Raw genomic sequence first — 25,287 nt, 5'->3', positions numbered from 1 at the left:
GTTACCAATCTTTCTCGGGAGAATTTTCTCTGTAGCGGCCTGGGTTTAGCGGCCCTTTTTCTAAGTCGGAGTTTTCTTTCAACAGACGACGGGCCCGTTCTTCGGCGGACTCATTGGGATCGCCCTTGTCCTTACCGTCCTCGCCGTCTTTATCGTCTTTCTTCTTATCGCCGTTGCCGTCTTTGTCGGATTGTTTATCGCCTTTGCCGTGATTGCCCTCCTGATCTCCATTTCCATTCTCGCCATCGGGGTTATCACCATCATCACCTTCACCTTCCTGGGGTGGCCCTTGGCCGGGAATGATTTGAGGCATGGCTTGCTTCGCCTTTTCCTGCTCTTCCTTCAGAATTTCCTGAAGTTTTTTCAGGTAAATCATGGTCGTTTCGCTGTTGTGACGAGCACGGGCATTGCCCGGATCATCGTCGAGCGCGGAGCGGTAGTGGCGGATGGCATCTGCCCAGTTCGCCATCAGTGAGTCGATCCGGATGAAGTCCTGAGTGTCGCCCTCATCCTGCAGATCACTTTTCTGCATCGCGGCCAAGCGTTTGAGCACCAGCTCTTTGAATTTATTCAGATCCGGCGGCTGTTGGGATTCTTCCGGATAGGTTTCGTCTGCCAGCCCTTGCCAACCTAGCTGGAACAAGGTGTTGCCCATGCCGATGTGGCCACCGGCGCGGACCTTTGGATCGTCCGATAATAGCGACTGGCTGAATGCGCCACGTGCGGAACGGAAATCATCTCCTCGATACGCCGCTGTGCCTTCACCCACGCGAAATTTCGCAGCCTGTTCCCGATTTGTGGACTCATCGGCCAGCTTTTTGTAATCCTTTTGAGCTTCCTTGAGCTTGCCTTGCTTCAAGGCTTGCTTGGCATCCTTCACCTCATCTGCCCGGACGGGTTGGTTGCTGAAGAAAAGCAGTCCAAAAACCAAGGCGGCGGTTGCGGTCATGGTGTGGGGTTTCAAGGCACGCCAGCGGGTGCCGAGGACGACCGAGAGAATCAGGAAAATGATGCCGGGAAATAGCAACCACTGGTAATACTCGACAATCACCCGGCGCTCGCGGCCTTTCAGCTCGAAGGTATCCATCTGCTCGACGGTAGCCGCCACCATTTCCGGAATATTGGCACCGGTTCCTGCGATGGCATGGCGGCCATTGGTGCCGTTTGCTAATTTTTGCATCACTTCATTATGCAGCACGCTGAGCACCGGCTGACCATTCCGATCCAGCATTCGATTGTTCGGATAATCGGGATTTGGCACGAAACCACCGTCATCGGTGCCGATCCCGATGGAGAATATGCAAACACCGGCGCGTTCAGCTTCCTGAATCAGTGAGTCGACCTCACCTTCGTTTTCCTCGCCATCGCTCAGGATGACGAGCGTGTTGTTGTTCTGGCCTGTCTGCTTGAGAGTTTTGATCGAAAGCTCAAGTGCCTTGGTGAGATTCGATCCTCCTTCAGGTGGCCAGGTTTCATCGATTTGCTCGACGGTCTCGCGAACGGCTTCGTGATCGACAGTGAGAGGGGCATAAATATTGGCTTGCCCGGCAAATCCGATCAGTCCGATGCGGTCGTTGTTCAGTTTTTCCAACAGCTCGTAAATGATGACCTTTGCCTGGCCGAGTCGATCCGGTTTGACGTCGGTCACACGCATGCTGCGCGACAAGTCGAGGGCAATCAGCACGTTTCTTCCCTGGGCGGTTTCGGTGCGTGTTCCGGCATCACCTTGCGGGCGACTCAGCGCGCCGATGAGACAGGCGCTGCCAGCGAGAAGCAGGAATAGCGAGACCCAGCGGGGAATACTGCTGCTGCGGCGAATCAGCGCTCCCCGCAGCCGGGGTGCGACGAAGGCATCCCAATGACGTTTGCGAAGGCGAAACACCAACAGTGCCAGAACTGCAAACAGCGGAAGCAGCAGGAGCAAGAGGAGCCAGGCTGGATGTGCGAGCGTCAACATGGATTAGGCAGAAGGTGGCGGGTTCAAGGTAATCAGCATGGCGGCAAGCAGCGCCAGCAGGACTGCCGCTCCGGTAAACCAAGAACAGAGCTCGATGTCGTCGATCGTGGTGAAGCTCTTGGTTTCGGTTTTCTCCAGTTTATCTATGGATTTGAAGGTATCCTGAAGCGCGGTCAGGTCTTGCGCCCAGTAATCTTCACCGCCGGTTTTCCGGGCGATTTCCTTCAGAGTCGGAAGGTCAAATTCCTGCCGCGGAAAGCGTTGGATTCCACGTGAAACCCGCCCGTCTTTGGTGCCGATCGCTACGGTGTAGATTTTGATGCCCAGGGTTTTGGCGTGTTCTGCTGCTTCCAAAGGGGAAATTTTTCCGGAGTTGCTGGCGCCATCGGTGATCAAAACGATGACCTTGCTCGCGGATTCCCGCTCATCCAGTCGCGTGGCGGATGCCGCGATGGCGGAGCCAATGGCTGTGCCTTGTTCCTGAACCGAACCGGTTTCACGGTCATCATTCAGTTTCAGGTTTTTCAAGCCGGCGCGGACCCAATCGTGATCCAGAGTGATCGGGCTTACGGAAACAGGCCGCCCGGCAAATGCAACCAGGCCCAGGCGGTCATCAGTCCGGCGATTGATGAAATCGTCCACCACCTCCTTGGCCGCGTCGATCCGCTTCAACGGCATCCCATTCTGGCGGAAATCGTCGATGTCCATGGAAAGCGAAACGTCGAAGGCGATCATGATGTCGATGCCGCTCGCCATCCGGCTTTCATAAACATTGCGCCAAACCGGGCGTGCCATCGACAAAACCGCGGCGGTCAATGCGAGAATTGCCAGAGGAAAGCCATAACTCCAGGCGGACTGACGGACGCGCCGACCCAGGCTGACCAGCACTCCGAGATTGGGGAAGGTCACTACGGCTTCAGCACCGCGGCCCCGGCGCAAAATCGGCAGGAACGCGACGGGAATGAGCAGGAACAACCACCAGGGTTGGGAAAATCGAAAATGTTCAAAGAACGCGTTCATGGTCGGAATCCGGCGTGAATGGTTTCGAGAAGTTGAGCACCATCGTTGACGACGCCTTGCGGGTCCACGTCCGGGACCTCAGGTGCGTATTTCAACGCCGCTAATTGTTGGAAACCATCACCGCAGGCAGATCTGGCGGCTGGAGTCAGGCGCTCAAGGCTATCCCGGCGGGTGACGAACTCCTCATGGGTTTCGAACAAAGCGGGATCATTGGTCGCTTCCGCAAGATAACGCCGCAAGATGAGCGAAACCTGGATGGCCGCATGCCGGGCGTGCTCGACCTTAATCCCGCTGATGGCTTTTTTCGCCTTCTCGTAAGCTTCTTTGCGGCGATTGATAACCGCTGCGGACTCCTTGGTGTTCTTGCGGAAAATCAGCCAGCCGATGAGCAATAAAATCAGGACGGCGGCAGCGATCAAGGGCCAAACAGGCGGGGAGGCATCCGGCAATAACGACTCCGGTGACACTGGCTCCAGCAAGCGGAGATCTGGCGTTTTTTCTTCCATGAAATAAATTATCGGGCGCGTTTGCGGCTCCGGCGTTTCAAGAGTTGGTGCAGGGCTGGGAGCATGTCCTCGTCGGTTTGCAGGGAGGCGGAATCAATCCCGTGCTTCTTGAGAATTGCCGCCACGCCTTCGGCTTGTCGTTGCATCAGGCGGCGATAGCTGTTGCGGAGATTCTGGTTGTTGGTGTTGACCAGCGTCTCGAATCCCGTTTCCGGATCGATCATGACGACCTTGCCCGCTCGCGGCAGCCGGGCTTCCAGCGGATCGGAGACTTGCAACGCCACCGTTTCGTGCTTTTTCGAAAGCTTGCCCAAAGGCTTGTCAAGCGGGTCCGAATAGAAATCGGAAATCATGAACACCAAGGACTTGCGGCTGAGTGTCCGGACCAGAAAGTTGCAGGCTTCCGCGATGGAAGTGCCTTGTCTCTTCGGCCTGGCGACCAGGATTTCACGAATCATCCGCAGCAAGTGGCGGCTGCCTTTTGCCGGAGGAATGTAGAGCTCGGTCTCTTCAGCGAAGAGCAGTAGGCCTACCTTATCGCCATTTTGCAGCGCGCTGAATCCCAAAACGGCGGCAGTTTCCGCGGCCAGCTCGCGTTTGCTGAAATTCTTGCTGCCGTAGTCGGCTGAGCCGGAAACATCGACGGCGATGACAACCGCGAGTTCACGCTCCTCACGGAATTTGCGCACGAACGGTTGGTTCATCCGCGCGGTGACGTTCCAGTCGATAAACCGGACTTCGTCACCGTGTTGATATTCCCGGAAATCGTCGAAATCGAGCCCCTGACCGCGGAAGGATGAGAGGTATTCGCCCGAAAATGACTCGCGAACCAGACGCCTGGCCTTGAGCTCGAGCTTGCGAACCCGGCTCATCATTTCCTCGATCTGTTGCTCGGAAAGCATCGTTCGTAGAGATTAAGGGACGGGAACTTTGGCGAGGATGCGCTCGATGATGGTATCGGTGGTCATTTCTTCCGCTTCAGCTTCGTAAGTGAGAAGGATCCGGTGGCGCAGAACATCGAGCGCCATGTCCTTGACATCCTGTGGAGTGACGAATGCCCGACCTTGCATGAAGGCGCGTGCACGTGCGGTCAGCGCCAGGTTGATGGTTCCGCGTGGTGAAGCACCGGCGCGGACGAGATTTTTCAATGGAGCATCGACATGCACCGGGAAGCGCGTGGTGTGGATGATCTGCACGATGTATTGGCGGACCGATGGGTCGAGGTAAACCTGGTTTACCAGCTCGCGGGAGGCGGCGACCTGCTCAGGCGTTGCGACTGTCTTGGTGTTGTAAGGCGGAACTGAAGTCGCCATCCGGTCGAGAATCGTCAGTTCTTCGTCCTTGGTCGGGTAGCCGACGGTGACTTTGAGCAGGAAGCGGTCGAGCTGCGCTTCGGGCAGTTGGTAAGTTCCTTCCTGATCGATCGGGTTCTGGGTCGCCAATACCAGGAAAGGCTGGGGCAGCGGGTAAGAACGGTCGCCGAGAGTGACTTGGCGCTCCTGCATCGCTTCCAGCAACGCGGATTGCACTTTAGCCGGGGCGCGGTTGATTTCGTCCGCCAGAATCAAATTGTTGAAGATCGGTCCGAGCTTTGGCTCAAATTTCGCCTCCTGCGGATGGTAAACCATGGTTCCCACCAAGTCAGCAGGGAGAAGGTCAGGAGTGAACTGGAAGCGGGCGAAACTGGCGTGAAGCGAGCCGGAAAGTGCTTTCACGGCAAGGGTTTTGGCGAGTCCAGGGACACCTTCGAGCAGGATGTGGCCGTTGCACAGCAAGCCGACCAACAGCCGGTCCACCAACCTTTCCTGGCCGACGAGGACCTGACTCATTTCATCCTTAACGGCCTGGATCCAGCCGCTTGTTGCCGCAATATGTTCCTGCAAAGTTTCGGTAGTCATCGATTTCGCGTTGATTCTGACATGCCGGTGCTTTGTTGCAACCGACAAAGCCGGATAGCCAAAGACACAGCCACATGGTTAGCGGGACGATGGGCAGAATTCGTGCAAATTGCTGAGAGGAATTGATCAAAATTGTAACATCCGGAAAATTTGATCATTCAGATAAATTTGAAACCTTCATTCTTTTGAATGGTTTGTTTCGAAAAAAGCAGGAATACTGACAGCTTCCCATTCGATCTTTCCCGATGATTCGCAGTGGAAAACCCATAAAATCTGTCCCAAACTACAAAACCCAAATGCCATGCACGCCATTGATCTGCCGAAGATGAAGAGCGATTTCCGCATTCTTGAAACCCGTCGTCACAGCCAAACGGCGGTCATGCGTCTCGAACCCGGAGGCGTCAGCTCCAAGCGTCCGTCCGTCCATCCGGATAGCGAACAGACCTTGTTCATCATTGAGGGCGAATTGGTCGCCGAAATTGAGGATCACCCGATCATCATTCGCCGTAACGAGAGTCTCATCATCCCCGCAGGATCGCGTCACCGGATTCTCAACTACAGTGAGGAATCCGCCGTCGCCTTCACCGTCTACTCGCCACCCGCCTATCCGGTCGGGTGAGGGGGATTCCGCGTTTAGTTGCCGGATTTGAGAACTTTTTCCAAGGTGGGCCAGACGTTTTCGGCGACAAGTTTCTGTCCTTCCTTGGTCGGGTGGATGCGATCCGCCTGGTTCAGGCTGGGAATGCCGCCGACATGTTCTAACAAAAACGGCACCAGCCCTGCATTGTTGTCTTTCGCGACTTTGGGAAACACATCCCGGAATTTAGTCACGTAATCTTGGCCGAAATTCGCAGGCATCTGCATGCCAGCGATGATGATCTTGATATCCGGCTGCTTGGCCTTCGCCTTTTTGATGATGTCATCTAGATTTTTTTCTGTTTCCGCTGGAGGGGTTCCGCGCAGGCCGTCGTTTCCTCCCAGCGCGATCACCAGCACATCCGCCCCTGATCCGAGCGCCCACGCGACCCGGCGCAGGCCTCCGGCGGTGGTGTCACCGCTGACACCGGCATTGACGACCACGTAGTTCAGCCCGGCGGCCTTGATTTTTTCCTGTAAAATCGAGGGGTAAGCCTCGTCAGGATCAAGCCCGTAACCCGCGGTGATGCTATCGCCAAGAATGACGATGCGACCTGGAGCCGGTTTTGCATCCGTGGAATTTGCTTTTGGGTTCTCTTGGGCTAAGAGTTTGCCGTTCATTCCCAGAATGAGAAAAAGCATGAAAAAGCGCGCCAATGTCATCAGCCTCATCTAATCCCGAAATCGGCAGAAAACAAGGACCGGTGCTGGAAGTGCGGGGACTCCGGAAAACCTACGGCAGCGGCGATCGCGAACTCACCGTGCTCAAGGAGATTGATCTCCAACTGGCGGCGGGTGATACCTGCGCGATCATCGGACCATCCGGCAGTGGAAAAACCACGTTGTTGGGGCTTTGTGCCGGGCTGGATGATGCAAGTGCCGGCTCTGTCTTGTTAGATGGTCAGGCGGTTGAGGCCTTGAGCCAGGATGCCCGAGCCGCGCTGCGGAATCGCTTGGTCGGTTTCGTGTTCCAGAATTTCCAACTGATCCCGACCCTGACGGCTTTGGAAAACGTCCTCGTCCCACTTGAGCTGCGCGGGGAAACCGGGCGTCGCAAGGATGCCGAAGCGATTTTGGGCGATGTCGGCCTGTCAAAACGCTTGGGTCATTACCCACTCCAACTTTCCGGAGGCGAGCAACAACGCGTGGCATTGGCCAGGGCCTTCATTCATCGGCCGAAAATCCTTTTTGCGGACGAACCGACGGGAAATCTCGATGCTGAAACCAGTGCGCCGATCGTGGATATGCTATTCCGGTTGAATCGCGAGGCGGGCACGGCGCTGGTGTTGGTGACACACGATCCAGGTTTGGCGGCGAAGGCTCGTCGCGTGATCAAAATGGGCGCAGGAACCATCATTTCCGAGGAAGAAAATGGCGCACTCTGAAATGAATTCAGCACTTCCGCGCAACCCCATCGCAGCATTGCTGCATCCGTGGACGTGGCGGATGGCATGGCGCGATAGCCGTTCCCAGCGGGCTCGCTTGGTGATCTTTTCGCTAGCCATTGTGGCAGGCGTCGCAGCGCTGGTTTCCATTCATTCCCTCAAGGAAAGTGTTCAACAGGGGATCAACACTCAGGCGAAATCGCTGCTCGGTTCGGACCTGATGGTTTCCTCGCGGGAACCGATCCGTGATGAGGATGCGGCGAAGCTGAACCGCTATGCCACTCGTTCCAGCCGGGAAACGAGCCTGTCTTCGATGATGTTCTTCCCATCCACCAATGGCGCGCGATTGGTCCAGGTCCGGGCAATCGATGGTGCGTTCCCGTTTTATGGGAAAGTGAAGACGGAGCCGGCCGGAGCTTGGCAAAAAATCCAGCAGGAAAAGGGAGTTTTGTTAGAGCCGGCGTTGTTGGATCAATTCCGCGTCAAAGTTGGCGATACGGTCAAACTGGGATCGGCTGAGCTGCCAATCCTCGGTGTGGTGACCGATCCAGCTCCGCAGAGCAGTCGCTTCAGCGGTTTTGCGCCGGAGGTGTATTTAGGCAGGAATCAGCTGGAAGCGACCGGATTGATGGGGGTGGCGAGCATGAGCACTCACCTGATGCAGCTGAAACTGCCAGCCGGAACTGACGCGGTGGCGCTTAAGAAAAAGCTGCAGGAAGATTTCGCGGATGCGCCGTGGCGACTCGAAACTCCGGAAGATCGGCAGCAGAATTTGGGCGACGCGTTGGACAACTTTCAGCGGTTTCTGGCCATCATTGCACTAGCGGCTCTGGTCCTGGGCGCGATTGGTGTGGCAGGTGCGGTGCATGCCCACATCAACAAGCGCGTGCCGGTGATTGCCATTTTGCGTTGCTTGGGATGCCCGGGAAATGTGGCTTTTGGGATCTATCTCATCCAAGCGGCTGTTCTGGGGCTGATCGGTGCGTTGTTAGGCGCTGCGGTTGGCATCGGCCTGCAAGTCAGCGTTCTGACTTTTTTCGCAGGAGATCTGCCCTTTGAAATTCCAATCGCTCCTCAATGGGGAGTGGTCTTGCAAACCACCGCTGCGGGCTTTGGCGTATGTTGCGGATTCGCGCTGATCCCGTTGCTCAAGATCCGGAGGATTTCGCCGGCGGCAACCTTGCGCGGCGGGGCCATGTTGGCCGGGCGGAATTGGCTGGCGGCGACGCCGGTTTATCTGTTGTTGGCCGGATTGTTGGTGCTGTTGTCGATTCCCGGGGATTCCAATTGGAAACGCGCCCTGGCCATGGTGGCTGGTTTGGCCGGTGCTTTTCTGGTGCTGCTGCTGGTCGCGAAATGCCTGACCTGGCTCTCGCGGAAACTGGTTCGTCCATCCTGGCCCTACCTCTTGCGGCAAGGGATTTCCAATTTGCATCGCCCGCACAACCAGACGGTGTTGTTCCTGCTCTCGCTGGGGCTGGGAACCTTTCTGCTGGTGACCATTCTGCTGACAGGGAACTTGTTGAAAGGGAAACTTTCCGTGTCCCAACTCGCGGAAAGCCCGAATTTGTATTTGATCGATGTGCAGCCGGATCAAGAGCCCGGCGTTCGCGAGGTTGTCAAAAACCAGGGACTGCCGGTGCTGGAAAGCGCGCCGATGGTCACCATGCGGATCGCGTCCATCCGTGGCATTCCGGTTCAGGATTTGTTAAAGGAGAAAAAAGTCCCTCGTTGGTTGGCGCGGCGTGAATTTCGCTCCACTTTTCGGACTGAATTGAACTCGACCGAGACCTTGATGGACGGCGAGTGGAAAACCCAGCGCGATGGAGCGGATGCCCCGGCCCCGGTTTCGTTGGAAGAAGGCATTGCCAAGGATCTGGGAGTCAAAGTTGGCGACTCGATCACCATGGATGTCCAAGGCGTGCCGATCGAAACTCAGGTTACCAGCATCCGCCAAGTCGATTGGAGTAAGTTCAATCTGAACTTTTTCATGGTGTTCACACCGGATGTGTTGGCCGATGCGCCGGGATTTCATGTGGTGACAACCAAAGCGCCGGATGCCGCTGCTTCTGGGAATTTGCAGCGTGAACTGGTGCGCGGATTTCCCAACGTCACAGCGATCGATCTGGCGGTGGTGCTGGAGACGATTCGTAAAATCGTGGATGGCATTTCCCAGGTGATTTCCGTTCTTGCGGGATTTACCCTGCTGGCAGCGATCCCGATTTTAACCGGAACCTTTCTCAATGGCAGGGATCTGCGAGTGCGTGAAAGCGTGTTGCTGCGGACCTTGGGAGCTTCTGCCCGGCAGGTCAGGATCATTCTGCTGATCGAGTATGCGGCGCTTGGGTTTCTGTCAGCGGTGACGGGCCTGGCATTGGCAGTTGGTGCGAATGCGGTGCTGGCGACGCGAGTATTCAAGGCCTCGCCATGGCCGGATTTTTGGATTCTCGCGGCCGCGTTTGCAGTGACCACCGGCCTGTCGATTCTCGGCGGCATTTTACTGGGCCGCGGGGTGAACAAAACCTCGCCGCTGGAGATTCTCCGCAGCGGTGTTTGAGCCATTGTGACGATAGGGTCACTTGATTCTCATGTTCTCATCCAAATCTCATCGGTATCGGCATATCGAAGAGTATGAAGGATCCCGAGAATGCTTGTGTCTGGCTGTTGCGAATGGTCGCCGCGATTTTGTTAGGAATGGTCGTGACCCGTATCACGACCGTCTATTCCCAACCGAGGCAAGCGGTGCATCCCGTGACAGTCGATAGTCACTGAGGAAATCGCCGACTTGCCTGGTCGGTATGATCAAAATGTCACTCCGACGAATGCAGTAGTGACGAAGCCATCGCGCGGGCTTGTTCACCGCCACCGCCTAACATGCGGACCAACTCCTGAATGCGGGTTTCGCCGTGAACCGGATAGAGTCTGGAGCGGGTGCGCCCACCGGTGACTTCCTTTTCCACCACGAAATGGTGAGCGGCGGTCGCCGCAACCTGGGGGAAGTGGGTGATGGCGACCACTTGGTGGCGTGTCCCGAGAGCTGCCATTTTGCGGCCTACCGCGCGGGCCACTTCGCCGCCGACGTTCGCGTCGATTTCGTCGAACACCATCAACGGCGTGGAATCCTGATCCGCCAGCGCGGATTTGACCGCGAGCATGACTCGTGAAATTTCACCGGATGAGGCGATGTGCCGCAATGGATGAAGCGGTTCGCCTGGGTTGGGACCGAATTGGAAATCAATGCCTTCCAGTCCATGGGGCGACGGCTCGGAAAGCGAAATGATCGGGGCTTCGAAACTGGATTGTTTGAACCCGAGGTCCTTCAGCTGGGAGGAAATTTCCTTGGCCAACCGCGGCGCATGCTTGCGGCGTGCGGCGGTGAGATGTTTCGCCGCTTCTTCGAGTTCCTGGCGGCTTGCATCGACCTCGCGTTGCAAGGTCTCCAGCTTTTGGCCGCGGTTGTCGATGTTGTCGAGTCGGCTGGCCGCGGTTTCCCGGCGGTTGAGCACATCGCTCAACGATGGACCGTATTTCCGCTTCAGCGATTCTAACAAATTCACCCGCTCTTCGAGTTGGGCGGCCTCTTCTGGATTGATCTCAAGTTCGTCCAAATAATCCGTAAGCGTCGCTTCAAGGTCCTGAAGTTCCAGAGTTGCGGTTTGCAGGGACTGGACCCGATCACTCACCGAAGGATCGAGCTTTTCCAGGTCGCGGATCAGACGTTGGACATCGCCCAATTGACTGAGAATCCCGGTTTCTCCGTTCAGAATGGCCACCGACTCGGAGGCGGATTCGAGCAAGCGCGTCGAATTCGACGCCCGGCGCCAGCGGTCTTCCAGATCCTGCTCATCTTCCGGGCGAATGTTTGCGGCATCGATTTCGTCGACCTGATGCCGCAGCAGATCAAGCTCTTGCTCCGTTGCACTTTCGGCATTGCGGAGTTCTTCCAGTTCGTTGGATTTTTCCCGCCAGATGCGATGGGTGGAGCGATACGCGGTGAGCAATTTTTCATTGCCGGCATAGGCATCCAGCATCGCCAGCTGCCGCTCGGTGGAAAGCAGGGACTGGTGATCATGCGGGCCGTGGAGATCGACCAGATGCTCGCCGAGTTTTTTAAGCAGGGTCAGGGTGACGGGTGAATCGTTGACGAACTGGCGGTTGGCGCTGGTGCCGATGATGCGGCGGATGATCAGCTGGGTGTCTTCGCATGGATCGAGGCCGCCATCGGTTAGAATGGCGTTGATTTCCGAAGCGTCACTCAGTTCGAACATGGCTTCGACCGAGCAGCTGTCTTCGCCGGTGCGGATCAGGGATTTATCGGCGCGTTCACCGAGAACGAGTTTGAGTGCGCCGACGATGACGGATTTACCCGCGCCGGTTTCGCCGGTGACGCCGATAAGGCCGGAGCCGAGTTCCCAGACGAGTTCATCGACCAGGGCGAGATTGCGGATTTTGAGAAGGGAGAGCATCTGGGGTTTGCTGAGGCAGGGCGATTATGCAAGGGTCGCTGCCGGAATCAATGGCGCTGGATTTTTCTCTCACATTTCTTGGAACTGGAACCTCGGTGGGAGTGCCGGTCATCGGCTGCGATTGCAATGTTTGCCGATCGACCGACCCGAAAAACAAGCGGACCCGTTCTTCGGTGATCCTGCAAGCTGGAGATCAGAGTATTCTGGTCGATTCCGGTCCTGACTTGCGGGAGCAGGCGTTGCGCGAGGATCTGCGGGTGGTGGATGCGGTGCTCTACACCCATGCGCACATGGATCACGTCGTCGGATTCGACGAGCTGAGAGCATTTTGCTGGGCGCGAACCGAGCCATTGCCGCTGTATGCGACGGAAGAGTGCATGAGCACCCTCAAAACGATGTTCAGTTGGGCATTTTCCCCGCAAAACGTCTTCAAAGGCTACATCAAGCCCGGAGAACGTCTGATTGAAGGGGATTTCACGATCGGTGCCCTAAAAGTCACTCCGCTTCCGGTGGAGCACGCCTCGGTGAAGACCATCGGCTTTTTGTTCGACTACCCAGGGGCGAGGCGTATGGCTTATCTGCCTGATGTGAAGCGAATTCCGGAAGCAACGCTTGAGCTGATCCGTGAAGTCGACGTGTTGATCCTGGATGCGTTGCGACCTGAGGTGCATCCAACCCACTTTTCTCTCGGCGAGGCGTTGTTGACTGCTGAAGAAGTCGGCGCCCGTGAGACCTGGCTGACCCATCTTGGGCATGATAACGATCACGCTGCGCTGGAAAAATCGCTGCCGAAAGGGGTGCACGTCGCCTGGGACGGGCTGCGCTTGCCAGGCATTTGCTAGGCGATTTGTCGCGCCCTACAATGAGCAAACTTGCATGCGCGGCTGAAGCGGGCATGCTACCGGGCATGTTCAAGAGAGTCGTGGTGTTTTGGGCGTTGCTCGTGGGCGCTGGTTGGTCGGCTGGCTTGCCGCTTTCGCCCAAGGAGGTGGTGGTGGTTTACAATGCGAATCAGCCGGATTCCAAAAAGCTCGCGGAGGTTTACCGCGACGCCAGAAACATCCCGCAAGACCATCTGATCGGCCTCGAACTTTCCGCTGAACAGGATATTTCCTACGACGAATATCAGAAAACCCTAGTCGCTCCACTGCGCAAGACCTTCGACGACCGGGCCTGGTGGAAACGTAGCAAGAATCCCGAAGGACTGATCATTCCGGTCCAAAACGAAATCCGGGTCGTTGTTCTGATGCGTGGGGTGCCGTTGAGAATCAAGCCCTCACCACTGCCGGAAGGTGTCAAAGTGGACCCGAAAGACCCGATTGGTGGGCGCACGGAGTCGGCGGTGGATTCAGAATTGGCTATTTTCGGGATCGATGGCCTGCCGGTTCAGGGAGCGCTCAAAAATCAGTATTTCCAGAGCAAGAAATCGATTCGGGAGGCCAACCTGCCATTTTTGATGCTCACGGCACGGATTGATGCCGCCAGCGAATCGACCTGCGAGCGCATGATTCAGGACGCCGTGGAAGCGGAGAAAACCGGCCTCTGGGGGCGCGCCTACATCGACATCGCCAATAAATTTCCGCAGGGCGACAACTGGCTTGAAGCGATCGCGAAGAAAAATCTGGAGATCGGGATTCCGACGGTTGTGGATCGATTCAATGACACGCTTCCGCTGAACTACCCGATGACCGATGCGTCGATTTATTACGGGTGGTATGACTGGAATGTGAGCGGTCCGTTTTTGAACGGTAAATTCTATTTCAAAAAAGGCGCGGTCGCGATTCATCTGCACTCGTTCAGTGCGGAGCAATTGCGCAATCCGTCGAAAAACTGGAGTGCCGGTCTGTTAGAGCGTGGGGCGGCGGTCACGGTCGGCAATGTTTACGAACCTTATCTCCACCTCACGCATTGGTTCGATGTCCTGCACGACCGCTTGTTAGATGGAAATTCCTGGGTCGAGGCGTGCTGGATGGCGATGCCGGTGACCTCGTGGCAGGGAGTTGTGCTCGGTGACCCACTTTACCGGCCATTTCTGCATTTGAACGGAGATGGCAAGATGCTGGCTGAGGACAAGGATTACCTGCTGCTGCGATCGGCCGCCATGCGCTGGGGAAATGATCCGGAGGAGTTCAACAAGCAGCTCGGAATGGCAGCAGAGCGCTTGAAAAGTGGAACCGTCTCGGAGGCACTTGGGCTGGATTTACTGGCCGCTGGAAAGGATACCCAGGCCGCAGTTTGGTTCCGCAATGCAAAGGAACATTTCGAAAAAGCAGAGGACAAGCTCCGGCAAGACCTTCATTTGATTGCGATCGATCGCAAAGCTGGGCGCAAGGCTGCGGCAGTGCAGGAAATCCGCGAGGCACAGGCGAGATACGGTCCCATGCCTGAGGCCAAAGCCTTGGCCGGTTGGCTGGACATTCTGGAGCCACCAGCACCGCCCAAGGCGCTTCCGAAATGATGAACACCGCCCGGATGACATACAGCTACTTGCTGGAATCCGTTTGGCACCCGCCACTTGCGTTTGCAGAGGTGGCGGAAAAATCGCTGCCATCTGAGCTTGAGCTGCAAGCGCTTTGGTTTTCCGGCGCCTTTGGTCGGGAATTCCGCTCCAGCGATGGGCGGGCGGTTCGGATCGTCCAGTTTGGCGAGTGGAACCGAAGTGCCGGTCCGGATTTCTCGCAAGCGGTCGTGGAAATCGAAGGCATCGCGACGAAAGGGGACCTTGAGTTGGACCCGCATGCCAGCGATTGGGAGACGCACGGGCATTCCGAGAACCCGAATTTCAACCAGGTGGTTTTGCACGTCGTATTTCATGGCGAAGCTGTGGCTCGGTTTACCCGGACCGCAGAGCATCGGGAAGTGCCCATGGTCGTCATTCCATCAGCGCGCCTGGAAGACGCTTTGGCACGGCCTGCGCGCGAGGTGGCGATTGCCAGGCCCGGACGTTGCCTTGCGCCGTTGAAATCCTTGCCAGAGGCTGCAGTCGCGAGCCTGCTCGATGAAGCCGCGCGGCATCGTGCCGGGTTGAAAGCCACGCGGTTTCTGCGCCTCATCGATGCGCAGGGGCGTGATCAGGCCCTTTTCCAAGCCGTTGCAGAGACCTTGGGCTATCGGGGGAACAGCCTGCCGATGAAAGTGTTGTCGCAGCGAGTCATGTTGCGCGATCTCAAGCCCGATCCTTCTCTAGCCGAGCCACTTTTATTCGGCACTGCCGGATTCCTTTCTCCCAAGCTGCACGAGGTGGCGCCACCGGAAACGAAAGATTACCTGCAAAACCTGTGGGAAACCTGGTGGAAGCAGCGCGCAGGCTTCGAGGTGCCGTCCCGATCGCCGATCCTGTGGAAAACCCACGGCCAGCGTCCTGCCAACCATCCCCACCGCCGGATCGGAACCCTGGCGGTTCTGACGAAGGAATGGTCGCACTTCAGGAAACTGGCCTTGGCGCGCCCCTTCAACATCAGTCAGGTTCTGGATTTTCTGGGGAATTTGGAACATCCCTTTTGGTCGCACCACCACACACTCGGGTCCTCCGCAGCTGCGGGTAAAATCGCCCTTTTCGGGAAATCCCAAGGCCTGGAACTTCTGGCGAACCACCTGATCCCGCTGGCGATGCATGAAGATGGGCTCGCCTATTCGGACTACCACAAAATCCGGGCAGCGACGCCGAACGAAAAGGTCAAACGCTGCGCGCTCAGGCTGTTTGGATCGATCGAAGCCGCCAAACCGTGGCTCAAACGCGTTTGCCACCATCAGGGCTTGATGCAAATTTATCAGGACTTCTGCCTGGAAGACGCTTCGGATTGCGCCAAGTGTCCGTTCCCAGAACAACTCACCCAATGGAAATGAACTCAGAAACCATCACTTTGAACGGCGGACCTTACCAATTGGATCGCCCGATGAATCTCGCAGACTTGCTGACCCAGCTCGGCCTTGAGGGCAAACCGGTGGTGGTGGAATTGGACGAGGAAGCGGTTTTTCCTAGGGATTACAGCAACCGCGAGGTTTCGAATGGATCTAGGGTCGAGGTTGTGACCTTGGCGGCAGGCGGCTGATTCGAAAAATTTGCAAAACAGAAGTATTTTTCCCTTGCTTCAGATGGGGGTTGGGTTTCATGGTCCGCCCGCGCCGACGAAACGGTGCAAACGCAACTCCGGCGTAGCTCAGCGGCAGAGCGGGTGACTGTTAATCACTAGGTCCTTGGTTCGATCCCAAGCGCCGGAGCCACTTGAAGGCCTTAATCCTCAACGGGTTAAGGCCTTCTCCTTTTTGTTGCGAAGCATCGGCGTAGAACCAGTCACCATTTGGCAGTGCAGATGCAGAACTTTAGGAATCTGCGAAAAATGCCTACAAGGCAACGCTTCTCATCCGATTCTCACCAACGAGCGGTTAGGTAGATTCAGTGTTTTTGATAATACCATTGGGTCATCGTGATTCTGTTAGGAGAGCACGCCAACTTAGTCGGTGTGGGTGGTCCGTCATTTCACTTTTGAAAAAGGCCAATTTTGGATTGTACGGTCTGTGGGCCTTGATGGCGTTGTGCGCGGTCTCTTGCCAATCCTATCACGAGTTATCACTAGAACCGAAAGCTCTGTTAGAAGGCTACGATGGGAAGTCGCTCGCGGCCCCAGCCGTAGATGTGGCTTTGGAATCCGGCCATTATCGAAGGTCGGGTAGCTGGAATATCGGAAAGCTAGAGACAGCGGCAGAAGTGACGATGCCGACGATTCTGCGTGCGAAAGCGGAACTCGAATTGGCTAAATCAGATTTGGTTCTCGCTTCCGCCTCTCCGCCCATTGGCGTTTCCATGGATTTGCAACGGGCTCTGTCGGGTTTAGACCCTTGGACCGTCGGCTTTTCTCTGGACTACACTTTTGAAACCGCTGGCAAAAAAGGGCTCCGCCAAATCACTGCAACGCGGCGTATTGATGAAGCGGCGTTGGCTGTTTCGAAGACCCGGCTCGATGTTAGAAAAGCTATTGCGTTGGCCTATGTAAACCATCTAGGCGCAGCAGAGCGATCTGCAGCTTTATCCAGGGAATCCTCATTACTCCAGGAATGGCAGTCGGCACTCGAAAAACAAGAAAAGCTCGGCGAGACCGATCGCCTGGAGCAATTCACTCTGTCCAGGGAGCGGGCGGTTCTGGATCGTGACCTTTTGGAAGCCAAGAAGCTGGGGCGAACCTCCAATGCAGAACTGGGTAAATCAGTGGGTGTGCCTTCCTCGGAGATGAGGGCGATTGCGCTAGAGCCACTCCCAGATCATTTGCCACCAGCACCAGAGCTACAAAAACTGCAACAGCTGGCAGCGCTTTCCAGGCCGGATGTATTGGAGAAGCTGGCCAGCTATGCATTGAGTGAGGCGGATCTACGTTTGGAAATCGCCAATCAATATCCGGATGTTCATCTGGGTCCTGGCTTCAGCTTTGATCAAGGGCAACGCAAATGGCTGCTCGCCCCGTCTGCCAGCATCTTGCCAGATCTAAATCGCGCCGGGATCGCGAAGGCAGAGGCAGCTCGAAAAGTAGCATGGGCGGTATTTTTGGAAACTCAAACCACTGCCTTAGGAGAGGTTGCAATCGCATGGGAGGAATATCGAGGGAGCCTCTTTCAACTCGAAAACGCAATCAAGATTGCAGGTAAATCCACTGAACTATGCAAAGCCAAGTCAGTGTTGCTAGACGCTGGAGAGGGAGACTTGCTGTCGGTGTTACAGGCGCGCTATCTCGAAAGTCAGGATAAGGCATGGGTAGCGGTTGCCAGGTTTGATGCGTGGCGGGCTCTCGCCGAACTCGAAGCTGCCTCAGGAGTTAAACTAATCAAGTAATGATGAGATATCGAATTCTACAGATCTTCATCCTTCTCCGATTATTCGGTGGAATTGGATTCAGTCAAGGCGAGGAAGATATTATCAAAATATCTCCGGTAACTCAGGAGCATTTTGGTATAAAAGTTGAATCCTTGAAGACGCATCAATATTCGCCGGAAATCGAGGTATTTGGCGAAGTGGTGGATCCGGCGGATTTAATCCAGCAATGGGAAGCAGTTAAGTCTGCCAGAATACAAGAAAGTGTCGCCCAGTCAGTGGTTGATCGTACGACGAAACTGCATTCAAGTGGCGGACTTGCATCCGAGCGTTCTTTGGAAGAAGCGAATCAAGCCCTCGAATTGGCAGTAGCTAAGACCAGACTTGCAAGAATCTCTCTCAATATGACGTGGGGGATGGATATCGCGGGAATGAAGGAAGAGGATCAGCAAAAGCTCATTGATAATCTGGTTGATGATAAAGTGAAAATGATTCGCTTATCGATGCCGCTTTCAACTTCACGGTCACAGATTGTTAGAAGTGCGAAAATTTCAAGTCGATCAGAACCGAACAAGGCGATCTCCAGTCAATCGATTTGGCCCGCGCCGAAGGTAAGTATAGGTGGCATGCCGGGATATTTCATCATTGTGTCAGGAAACTCTCACGATTGGCCGATGGGATACAGTGTGACGGGTTGGTTGAATCCAGATATGCCATTGTTAGATGGAGTGATGGTGCCTGCGGACTCGGTAATTTTTGATTCTGAAAAGGCTTGGGTATTTCAGGCAGAGGGTGACGGCCAATTTGTCCAAAAGGCCATCTCATTGGATGATCCGGTGGAGGGTGGTTGGTTTGTAAGGAAAGAATCGCTCAATGTGGAATTGCCGATTGTGATTGAAGGCGCACAGTCAATTCTTGCTCTAAAGCTTCAGAATCGCTCGCAGGCATCATTTTTGGAAAACGATTAGGATGTTGGATTTTATCATCACTTCGGCGCTTCGGTTCAAGGGATTGGTGCTATTAGCTTCTTTATTGATACTTGGCTACGGTGCTTGGCTAACTTCGCGAACCACATTCGATGTGTTCCCTGAATTTGTGCCGCCGAGTGTCACAATTCAAACCGAAGCGCCCGGATTCTCACCTGCAGAAGTCGAGTCTTTGGTGACTTTCCCGATTGAAGCTGCGATGGGGGGTATCCCCGGTATGGATTCGATTCGTTCACAGTCAATCCAGGGCTTGTCTGTGGTAACTGTTGTTTTCAAGGAAGGATCAGATCAACTCGCAGACAGGCAACTTTTAGCGGAAAGGCTCACAGGGCTGGGTGCGACCCTGCCGGAACAAGCGGCCACTCCAACGATTTCACCCATGGTGTCATCGACGATGGATTTATTGAAAATCGGTTTGGTGTCCGAAGCTGCTAGTCCCCGAGACTTGCGTAGCCTGGCCGATTGGACTGTTAGTCCGGTTCTGTTAGCTGTCCCGGGTGTTGCGGATGTAACTGTGGTCGGAGGGGAGGTGGAGGAACTACAAGTCATCCCGAAAACGGAGCGGATGGCTGCATTGGAGGTGTCATTGGAAGATATTAAAAAAGCGATTGCCACAAGCATCGGAATCCGAGGTGCGGGATACGTGGAGACGAGAAATCAGCGGCTCACCTTAAATGCCTCAAATCCACCTGATGACCCGCAGGTCATTCGGGCGCTCGCCATTCGGGGAGCAGGCCAGGATGCGATTACGGTTGGAGATGTCACAGACGTTCGCTACGGCGCGATGCCTAAGTTTGGAGATGCGCTGATTAATGGCAAACGTGGGGTTTTGATAGCTCTTACCAGTCAAAGCGGAGCGAATACACTTGAGACCACCCGGAAAGTGGAAGCCGCACTCGATGATTTGAAGCCTCTTTTTAAGTCCAGAGGAATCCTACTGATGGATGGACTTCATCGACCTGCCAATTTCATCGAATCTGCAATTCAGCATCTATCCCATTCATTATGGCTGGGAGGGCTACTTGTTGCGTTGGTGCTGATTGTATTTCTGGCCGATCCGAAGACGGCTTTTATTTCATTTATATCAATCCCATTATCGTTGTTAGGTGCGGTGATAGTTTTACATTTTGCTGGCATCACGCTCAATACCATGACGATTGGCGGTTTGGCGGTCGCGGTCGGAGTGGTGGTGGATGACGCAATTATAGATGTCGAAAATATACTCCGTCGCTTACGTGAAAATCGTGCTGGAGAAAGACCATGTAACCCATTGAAGATTATTCATGAGGCATCGGTGGAAGTTCGTGGTTCAGTCATATATGCGACTTTTATGGTTCTTGCGGTGTTCTTGCCAATTTTTGCACTCAGTGGCGTTCAGGGTCGATTTTTTCAACCGTTGGCGATTGCTTTTATTTTAGCTGTATTGGTCTCCCTGACCATTGCTATGACGGTAACACCCGCCTTATGCATGTTGTTGTTAGCTGGTGCTAAATTCAAAAAAGATCCGTTTCACCTCAGATGGATGAAAAATCTGCATGAATTTCTTCTCCGCAAACTGTATCGATTTCCTTATCTGGTAATATGGTTTGCTTTGACCAGTGTCATCGTCGCGGGATGGATGGGGTGGGACATTCAGACCGAGCTTCTACCCGAATTCCGTGAAGGGCATTTTGTGGCGCAAGCATTTGGAATTCCAGGAAGTTCGCTGGAGGAGACTATGCGATTCGGCGAGAAAGCCAGTGCTGAATTGTTGTCCAATCCAAATATTCAAACCGTGGAGATGCAAGCTGGTCGATCCGAGCGCGGGGTCGATACTTGGGGGCCTGAACGTTGTGAATTTCATATAGAATTGAAACCGAGTCACCAGGATTCTGAAATTGAGATCCAGAGGCAGATCAGCAAGGTTTTTGAAGGGTATCCGAATATGCAATCCGAGACACTGACATTTCTCGGAGACCGAATTGGCGAATCCCTGAGCGGTGAAACTGCTCCTGTCGTTGTTGGAATCTTTGGTCCTGAGCTGGATCAGCTGGAAGCCCCGGCTCAAAAAATCCGAGATTTGATGGAGAAAACCCATGGGGCAAGAGAAGTGAGATACACGGGTGGAGGTTCTTCGCCATCCATTGATGTCGTCTTGAATCATTCAAAATTGAAGCAATACGGGCTGGAACCGATTCCGGTCCTAGAGGCTATCCAGGCTAGCTTTCAGGGAATTGAAATGACTCGCATATACCGGGGGAATCAAATTATTCCCATCTCACTACGATTTAAAGAATCGGACCGTACCGATGTTACATCAATCAAAAAACTATTGATTACAACTCCCACGAGAGGTTTGGTCCATTTGGGTGATATTGCGGATATCGGCATTCGCGAACATCGGACCATGATCGATCACGAGGCTGGGAAACGACGCCAAGTGGTGACCTGCAGTGTGGAGGGAAGGGGAGTTTCCGATCTCGTAGCCGAGTTAAAGAAGAAAATCAATGCTCCTGGATTTCTTCCTTCGGGAATTTATGTGACTTTTTCGGGTGCAGCAGAAGCTGAATCACGTGCCCATTTTGAGCTTCTGGCAGCAACCGCTGGAGCGCTCATTCTCATAGGGATTTTACTCGCTATGGTTTTCAAGCGTTTTTCTGTCTTTATGATTGTGATCTCGATTCTTCCATTTGCGCTTGCTGGTGGACTGATAGCCCTGGTGGCATCGGATCAATTGCTCTCGCTCGGTGGGTTGATTGGATTCATCACCTTATTGGGCTTGAGCTTGAGAAACGGAATTATGCTCATGACGCACTATGAACATCTAATTCGAGTTGAAGGATGTGACTGGAATCTTTCTACGGTACTGCGCGGGGCGCGGGAGCGATTGGTTCCGGTTATTATGACCACTGCAGTTACCGGTTTGGCGCTGTTACCTCTAGCGCTTTCTCCCCAGTCTCCCGGAAGTGAAGTCGAAGGTCCCATGGCTCTTGTGATTCTTGGCGGGCTGATCTCATCAACCTTGATGACCTTGTTGGTGATGCCGGTTCTTGCTGGGAGATTTACGAAATTAGGTGCCGATTAGAAAAGTCAGAACAACTGGAAACGTTCTAACTCTGATTTTTAAAGTGCATGAGAAAATGCTTTTTTGCTATTGAAAGGATTCAAGGATTTCCTTTCTCAGCGGCAACCAAGTCGGAATTTTGGTTCACATTTTCTCGCATCAAGCTAAACCGACCAATTGTTGCAATTTGCGTAAAATGATCATGTATCAGAGGTGGTTGTGCTGAGTCTGTTCTCGCTGGCACGACTAATAAATCGGGATGGTGATTGCAGAATAATTTCTTAATGCCTTCATCATCGATAAAGTTCACCTGGCCTTTCCGATAAAACCAAGCAGAGCAAAGTGGTTTGCCCCGATAGGATAGTGGTATCTCTTTGAGATCGCTTCGACTTTCAATGTATTTCACCATTTCGCGTTGACTTTGCTTGTGCATTCGATCCGGGAAATAGGAGAATAGCAGCCACGTCGATGTGATGAGGATGGTTGATGCCGCGGCTCCCCATTTTAAGTATCGGATCACGATTCTGTTGGTCGTTTTATCATTGGTTAATGCAGTAAGTTCAAAAAACAGTATGGCTCCTGCTGGAATTCCCGTCAGTGCATAAGTTGGAATAATGTTTCTCGCGGCAGTGAAGAAGAGAAGAGGTGATACGAGCCATGCACTCAGGTAACCCAAATAGGGCTTTTCCTCGGATTGGATATTTTGAAAGACGCGGGGGATTTTGAAAATCAAATAGGGCATGATGAGCGTCCAAGGTAACAGCGAGATCAAACCAAAATACCAGATCGTGCCTGGTGGCTCTGAATGGGCATTCCCGTAGAGATCGCCGTTCCAACCCTTGATCAAAAATCGATCCCAATGCTCACCAATAATGAAATAGTTGAGGAAACCCGGTGTTCGTATTTCTGCTAAAACATACCACGGAAGGGCGATTGCCAATGCTAGAAGCACCCCTGAGATCCAAGGTAGACACTTGATGCCCTCAATCAAGCGACGACTACCAATCAGCCAGATCCCGATTGGCAGAGCTGTTAAAACCAGGGCGATTGGACCTTTCGCGAGCATGCCCAATCCCAGTGCAATAAAGAAAACCATTCCCCACCATTTTGATTTTCGATGAATTGCGTGCCAGTAAGCGACCATTGCCAGTGTCGTAGAGGCACATAGCGGAAGGTCAGTCATGACTGTCCCTGAGGTAATGACGAAGGCGCTCGATGTGGCGAGAATGAATGTGGCCGCGAGCGCCGTGTCCTTGCCTTTTATTCCTTTGATCCATGAGTATAGCAAAAGCAATATGGCACAGCTTGCTAGAAATATAAAAATTCGAGCACCAAATTCATTCTCACCGAATAATTTTATTCCAGCTCCAGATAACCACATGGATAGTGGTGGTTTAGCCCAGAATGGCTGATTTCCAATGTATCTCGGTGTCACCCAATCACCGGTTGCTGCCATCTTTCGTGCCATTTCTGCATAACGAGACTCACTATTGTCGATGAGCGGTATTTGTGCGAGCATCAGCAATCTCACCACCCAAATGAGACCTAGGGTGGCAAGAAGCAATCGCTTTGATCGTGCGTTGAAATACGAAATATTGTTTGATTGCATCCGGATAAGAATCGGGTGAGTTGTCCGGATAAGTTGGCTTTCATCTCATGATGTTGTGATGAGAATAAGTGGAAATTTACAGGCCGATCATGGAATTGGCATTAAATAGATGATCCACTTTCGAATCCATGAAATCCTAGATTCAGCTTTTGGATTCTACGAAAATCACTGGCTGGTAGTTGAAATTTTCATTCATTCCAAACCAGGGAAACCATGCGATCAGAGATTTATCCGTTTAATGCACAAAAATCTGTGAGTCTGGCGCTTTTGTTGGGAATTTGACCGAAATAAATGAATAACGACACACGATGTTGCCTATCCGATAAAATCTCGAGAGTTAGCACAGCAACTTCCACGAGAACGCGAACTACATTCGACGCATGGCTATTACTAGGCGTTGCTATGGGGCTTTACGCCCTCACATCCTTACCCTTTGCCAAAATTTCAGTATTGGGTGGGCTGGCCCTTGGGCAACTAATTTGCTTTCTACTTCCCTCGATTCTTTTCGTGCGCTGGAGAACGGGCTCTGTCGGCAGATCTCTCAGACTCCGTGTAGTTGACCGAGGAACCGTATGGAGAATTGCTTTATTAGCACTTTCGAGCGTCGGTCTGATTGAGCTTGTGCAACGTTTGACCTTACCTTTTCTACAACGTGCTTTTCCCGATTTCGCCAATCAATTCAACGCCATGACCGACATGCTCACGCCGGAAACGGCATCTGCATTATTCGGGCACTTGATCGTTATCGGGCTTTTAGGTCCATTGTGCGAAGAATTTATGTTCCGTGGTGCTTTGCAAGGTTGCCTAGAGAGAAAAGGGCCGCGCTACGCAATCATTTGGAGTGCACTCTCTTTCTCGATGGTCCATATGAACCCATTCAACATGCTCCCCATTGCAGCTATTGGTATCGCCTTGGGGTATGTGACATGGCGAACTCAATCCCTATGGCCAGCAGTCATGTGGCACGCGATCAATAACAGTTTGGCGGTTTTAATTTATTATTTCGGGGGTGCTAAATTCGTGATGCCTATGGGTGTTTCGATTCTGTCTGCTGTAATTTTCTTAGTCTTGGCGTGGGAATCGATACGTCGATTTAGAACTATGCCAGAGTCGGTGGCAGGCCCGCTTGTCGAGTGCCCACCACTTGTTACTCCTCGACTCCGTTTTATTGGAATGACGACCACATTTTCGATCGTCGTGGTGTTGATGCTCTGTTTTTCGTGCGTCGGTTATGCCCGTCTCGCCAGCAATCATCTTTCGCCTGATTATGAGAAGAATGACGTGGCATTCTACCTGCGAGGACCGGCTTTCAATGAAAAATCAGCTCAAGCTGGTGATGCCGTTCTTTATCGTTCGAGCCAAGGCGAGTTGCGATTCAGTAAAATCATTCAACGCGAAGGAACATCACTGACTTTAGTTGGCAGAAATAATGAGGATGAATCTGGCGAGTTGCTGCAGGAGCACATCAAAAGCCGTGACTTGGTTGGGAAAATTATCTGGAAAATCGATCCGGGACAGGACATTAAACGGATTCTCCAAAAGATGGAAAAATAGAAAATCCAGCTAGCACCACAGGATACTCATCCTCAAAGATTGGGGGCATGAGGCACGGATGCCATCATGTCCTCGATCTCGGCAAAGCCACCGTCGTGCGCATCTACCAGCAGTTCATCTGCCGTAAGGTCGCCGAATATGCCGCCTAAACCAAAAACAACCCGACTCACCAACACTCTATTCAAAGGTGACAAGTTCATGGCACGGCGGTGTCGAGAATTCAGAGGGAAGGCGAACTAGCGAGCTTGTCCGCCGTTGCCACCCATGACTTGTTCTGCGTTGGAATTTATTGGAATGCCTGTCCGTCAAGAAGCTTCACGACCGCAGCTCGGAATTGCTCGAAATCTCGCTTGGGTGGGTATGCGTTACTGCCGTGTGACAAAGCTGATGCATCACCATACTTGATTCGAAGATTCCACTGCGT

Annotated in this window: 21 protein-coding genes and 1 tRNA gene; 13 read left to right on the top strand and 9 right to left on the bottom strand. The window is 53.6% G+C overall.

Annotation, left to right across the window (positions count from 1 at the left end; genetic code table 11):
• Position 1: 1 nt before the first annotated feature.
• From JIN85_RS12425 to JIN85_RS12405, 5 genes are read right to left on the bottom strand one after another with little or no spacing between them, the layout of a single operon-like run.
• A complete protein-coding gene (locus JIN85_RS12425; RefSeq protein ID WP_200271151.1) occupies positions 2-1,957 on the bottom strand; it encodes a VWA domain-containing protein in 1,956 nt (651 codons plus the stop codon).
• A 3-nt stretch (positions 1,958-1,960) separates the two neighbouring features.
• On the bottom strand, positions 1,961-2,977 hold the full coding sequence (locus JIN85_RS12420; RefSeq protein WP_200271149.1) for a vWA domain-containing protein: 1,017 nt from the start codon (positions 2,975-2,977) through the stop codon (positions 1,961-1,963).
• Positions 2,974-3,483 carry a DUF4381 family protein gene (locus tag JIN85_RS12415; protein WP_200271147.1) on the bottom strand — a complete coding sequence of 170 codons (510 nt, stop codon included), beginning with the start codon at positions 3,481-3,483 and terminating at the stop codon, positions 2,974-2,976. Before JIN85_RS12415 ends, JIN85_RS12420 begins: the two co-directional genes overlap by 4 nt.
• 8 nt (positions 3,484-3,491) lie before the next feature.
• On the bottom strand, positions 3,492-4,385 hold the full coding sequence (locus JIN85_RS12410) for a DUF58 domain-containing protein (RefSeq protein WP_200271145.1): 894 nt from the start codon (positions 4,383-4,385) through the stop codon (positions 3,492-3,494).
• Between the two features lie 12 nt (positions 4,386-4,397).
• Positions 4,398-5,381, bottom strand: coding sequence for an AAA family ATPase (locus JIN85_RS12405; protein WP_200271143.1), 984 nt, complete (start codon positions 5,379-5,381; stop codon positions 4,398-4,400).
• Between the two features lie 301 nt (positions 5,382-5,682).
• On the opposite strand from JIN85_RS12405, the gene JIN85_RS12400 reads away from it, so the two are divergent.
• Positions 5,683-6,000, top strand: coding sequence for a cupin domain-containing protein (locus tag JIN85_RS12400; RefSeq protein ID WP_200271141.1), 318 nt, complete (start codon positions 5,683-5,685; stop codon positions 5,998-6,000).
• A 14-nt stretch (positions 6,001-6,014) separates the two neighbouring features.
• Here the strand turns inward: JIN85_RS12400 and JIN85_RS12395 are convergent, their stop codons facing one another.
• A complete protein-coding gene (locus JIN85_RS12395; RefSeq protein WP_234047399.1) occupies positions 6,015-6,659 on the bottom strand; it encodes an arylesterase in 645 nt (214 codons plus the stop codon).
• 14 nt (positions 6,660-6,673) lie between these two features.
• On the opposite strand from JIN85_RS12395, the gene JIN85_RS12390 reads away from it, so the two are divergent.
• The 3 genes from JIN85_RS12390 (at position 6,674) to JIN85_RS12380 (ending at position 10,174) form a co-directional block, all read left to right on the top strand.
• The gene (locus JIN85_RS12390) at positions 6,674-7,402 is read left to right on the top strand and encodes an ABC transporter ATP-binding protein (RefSeq protein ID WP_200271138.1); all 729 of its coding nucleotides are present in this window, start codon (positions 6,674-6,676) and stop codon (positions 7,400-7,402) included.
• A 1-nt stretch (position 7,403) separates the two neighbouring features.
• Entirely contained in the window at positions 7,404-9,959 is a 2,556-nt protein-coding gene (locus JIN85_RS12385) for an ABC transporter permease (protein WP_200271136.1), read from the top strand.
• Between the two features lie 74 nt (positions 9,960-10,033).
• Positions 10,034-10,174 (top strand): hypothetical protein, encoded by a 141-nt coding sequence (locus tag JIN85_RS12380; protein WP_200271134.1) that lies wholly within the window; start codon positions 10,034-10,036, stop codon positions 10,172-10,174.
• A gap of 38 nt (positions 10,175-10,212) precedes the next feature.
• Here JIN85_RS12380 and recN read toward each other — a convergent pair whose 3' ends face one another.
• Complete coding sequence (gene recN, locus JIN85_RS12375; RefSeq protein ID WP_200271132.1) at positions 10,213-11,868, bottom strand: DNA repair protein RecN; 1,656 nt, start codon at positions 11,866-11,868, stop codon at positions 10,213-10,215.
• A gap of 50 nt (positions 11,869-11,918) precedes the next feature.
• Here recN and JIN85_RS12370 point away from each other — a divergent pair, with 50 nt between their 5' ends.
• The 8 genes from JIN85_RS12370 to JIN85_RS12335 all read left to right on the top strand — a co-directional run bounded on the left by JIN85_RS12370 (position 11,919) and on the right by JIN85_RS12335 (position 21,721).
• Positions 11,919-12,710 carry an MBL fold metallo-hydrolase gene (locus JIN85_RS12370; RefSeq protein ID WP_200271130.1) on the top strand — a complete coding sequence of 264 codons (792 nt, stop codon included), beginning with the start codon at positions 11,919-11,921 and terminating at the stop codon, positions 12,708-12,710.
• A gap of 20 nt (positions 12,711-12,730) precedes the next feature.
• Positions 12,731-14,326, top strand: coding sequence for a TIGR03790 family protein (locus JIN85_RS12365; protein ID WP_200271129.1), 1,596 nt, complete (start codon positions 12,731-12,733; stop codon positions 14,324-14,326).
• Positions 14,323-15,714 (top strand): DUF2851 family protein, encoded by a 1,392-nt coding sequence (locus JIN85_RS12360; protein ID WP_200271127.1) that lies wholly within the window; start codon positions 14,323-14,325, stop codon positions 15,712-15,714. The genes JIN85_RS12365 and JIN85_RS12360 overlap by 4 nt, the downstream gene beginning before the upstream one ends.
• Positions 15,711-15,920 (top strand): sulfur carrier protein ThiS, encoded by a 210-nt coding sequence (gene thiS / locus JIN85_RS12355; protein ID WP_200271125.1) that lies wholly within the window; start codon positions 15,711-15,713, stop codon positions 15,918-15,920. The genes JIN85_RS12360 and thiS overlap by 4 nt, the downstream gene beginning before the upstream one ends.
• Positions 15,921-16,017: 97 nt before the next feature.
• Positions 16,018-16,092, top strand: a tRNA-Asn gene (locus JIN85_RS12350).
• Between the two features lie 262 nt (positions 16,093-16,354).
• Positions 16,355-17,692 carry a TolC family protein gene (locus JIN85_RS12345; RefSeq protein ID WP_200271123.1) on the top strand — a complete coding sequence of 446 codons (1,338 nt, stop codon included), beginning with the start codon at positions 16,355-16,357 and terminating at the stop codon, positions 17,690-17,692.
• A gap of 134 nt (positions 17,693-17,826) precedes the next feature.
• The gene (locus JIN85_RS12340) at positions 17,827-18,639 is read left to right on the top strand and encodes an efflux RND transporter periplasmic adaptor subunit (protein WP_200271121.1); all 813 of its coding nucleotides are present in this window, start codon (positions 17,827-17,829) and stop codon (positions 18,637-18,639) included.
• A 1-nt stretch (position 18,640) separates the two neighbouring features.
• A complete protein-coding gene (locus tag JIN85_RS12335; protein WP_200271119.1) occupies positions 18,641-21,721 on the top strand; it encodes an efflux RND transporter permease subunit in 3,081 nt (1,026 codons plus the stop codon).
• A gap of 79 nt (positions 21,722-21,800) precedes the next feature.
• Here JIN85_RS12335 and JIN85_RS12330 read toward each other — a convergent pair whose 3' ends face one another.
• Positions 21,801-23,309, bottom strand: a complete 1,509-nt coding sequence (locus tag JIN85_RS12330; protein ID WP_200271118.1) for an ArnT family glycosyltransferase — start codon at positions 23,307-23,309, stop codon at positions 21,801-21,803.
• 621 nt (positions 23,310-23,930) lie between these two features.
• Here JIN85_RS12330 and JIN85_RS12325 point away from each other — a divergent pair.
• Positions 23,931-24,863 (top strand): CPBP family glutamic-type intramembrane protease, encoded by a 933-nt coding sequence (locus JIN85_RS12325; RefSeq protein ID WP_200271116.1) that lies wholly within the window; start codon positions 23,931-23,933, stop codon positions 24,861-24,863.
• A gap of 32 nt (positions 24,864-24,895) precedes the next feature.
• On the opposite strand, the gene JIN85_RS12320 is transcribed toward JIN85_RS12325, so the two are convergent.
• The gene (locus JIN85_RS12320) at positions 24,896-25,063 is read right to left on the bottom strand and encodes a hypothetical protein (RefSeq protein WP_200271114.1); all 168 of its coding nucleotides are present in this window, start codon (positions 25,061-25,063) and stop codon (positions 24,896-24,898) included.
• Positions 25,064-25,287 lie beyond the last annotated feature (224 nt).

Origin of the sequence: Luteolibacter pohnpeiensis (genome assembly GCF_016595435.1) — a bacterium.
Classification (GTDB): domain Bacteria; phylum Verrucomicrobiota; class Verrucomicrobiia; order Verrucomicrobiales; family Akkermansiaceae; genus Luteolibacter; species Luteolibacter pohnpeiensis.
This window is presented reverse-complemented; position numbering and strand designations above follow the sequence as displayed.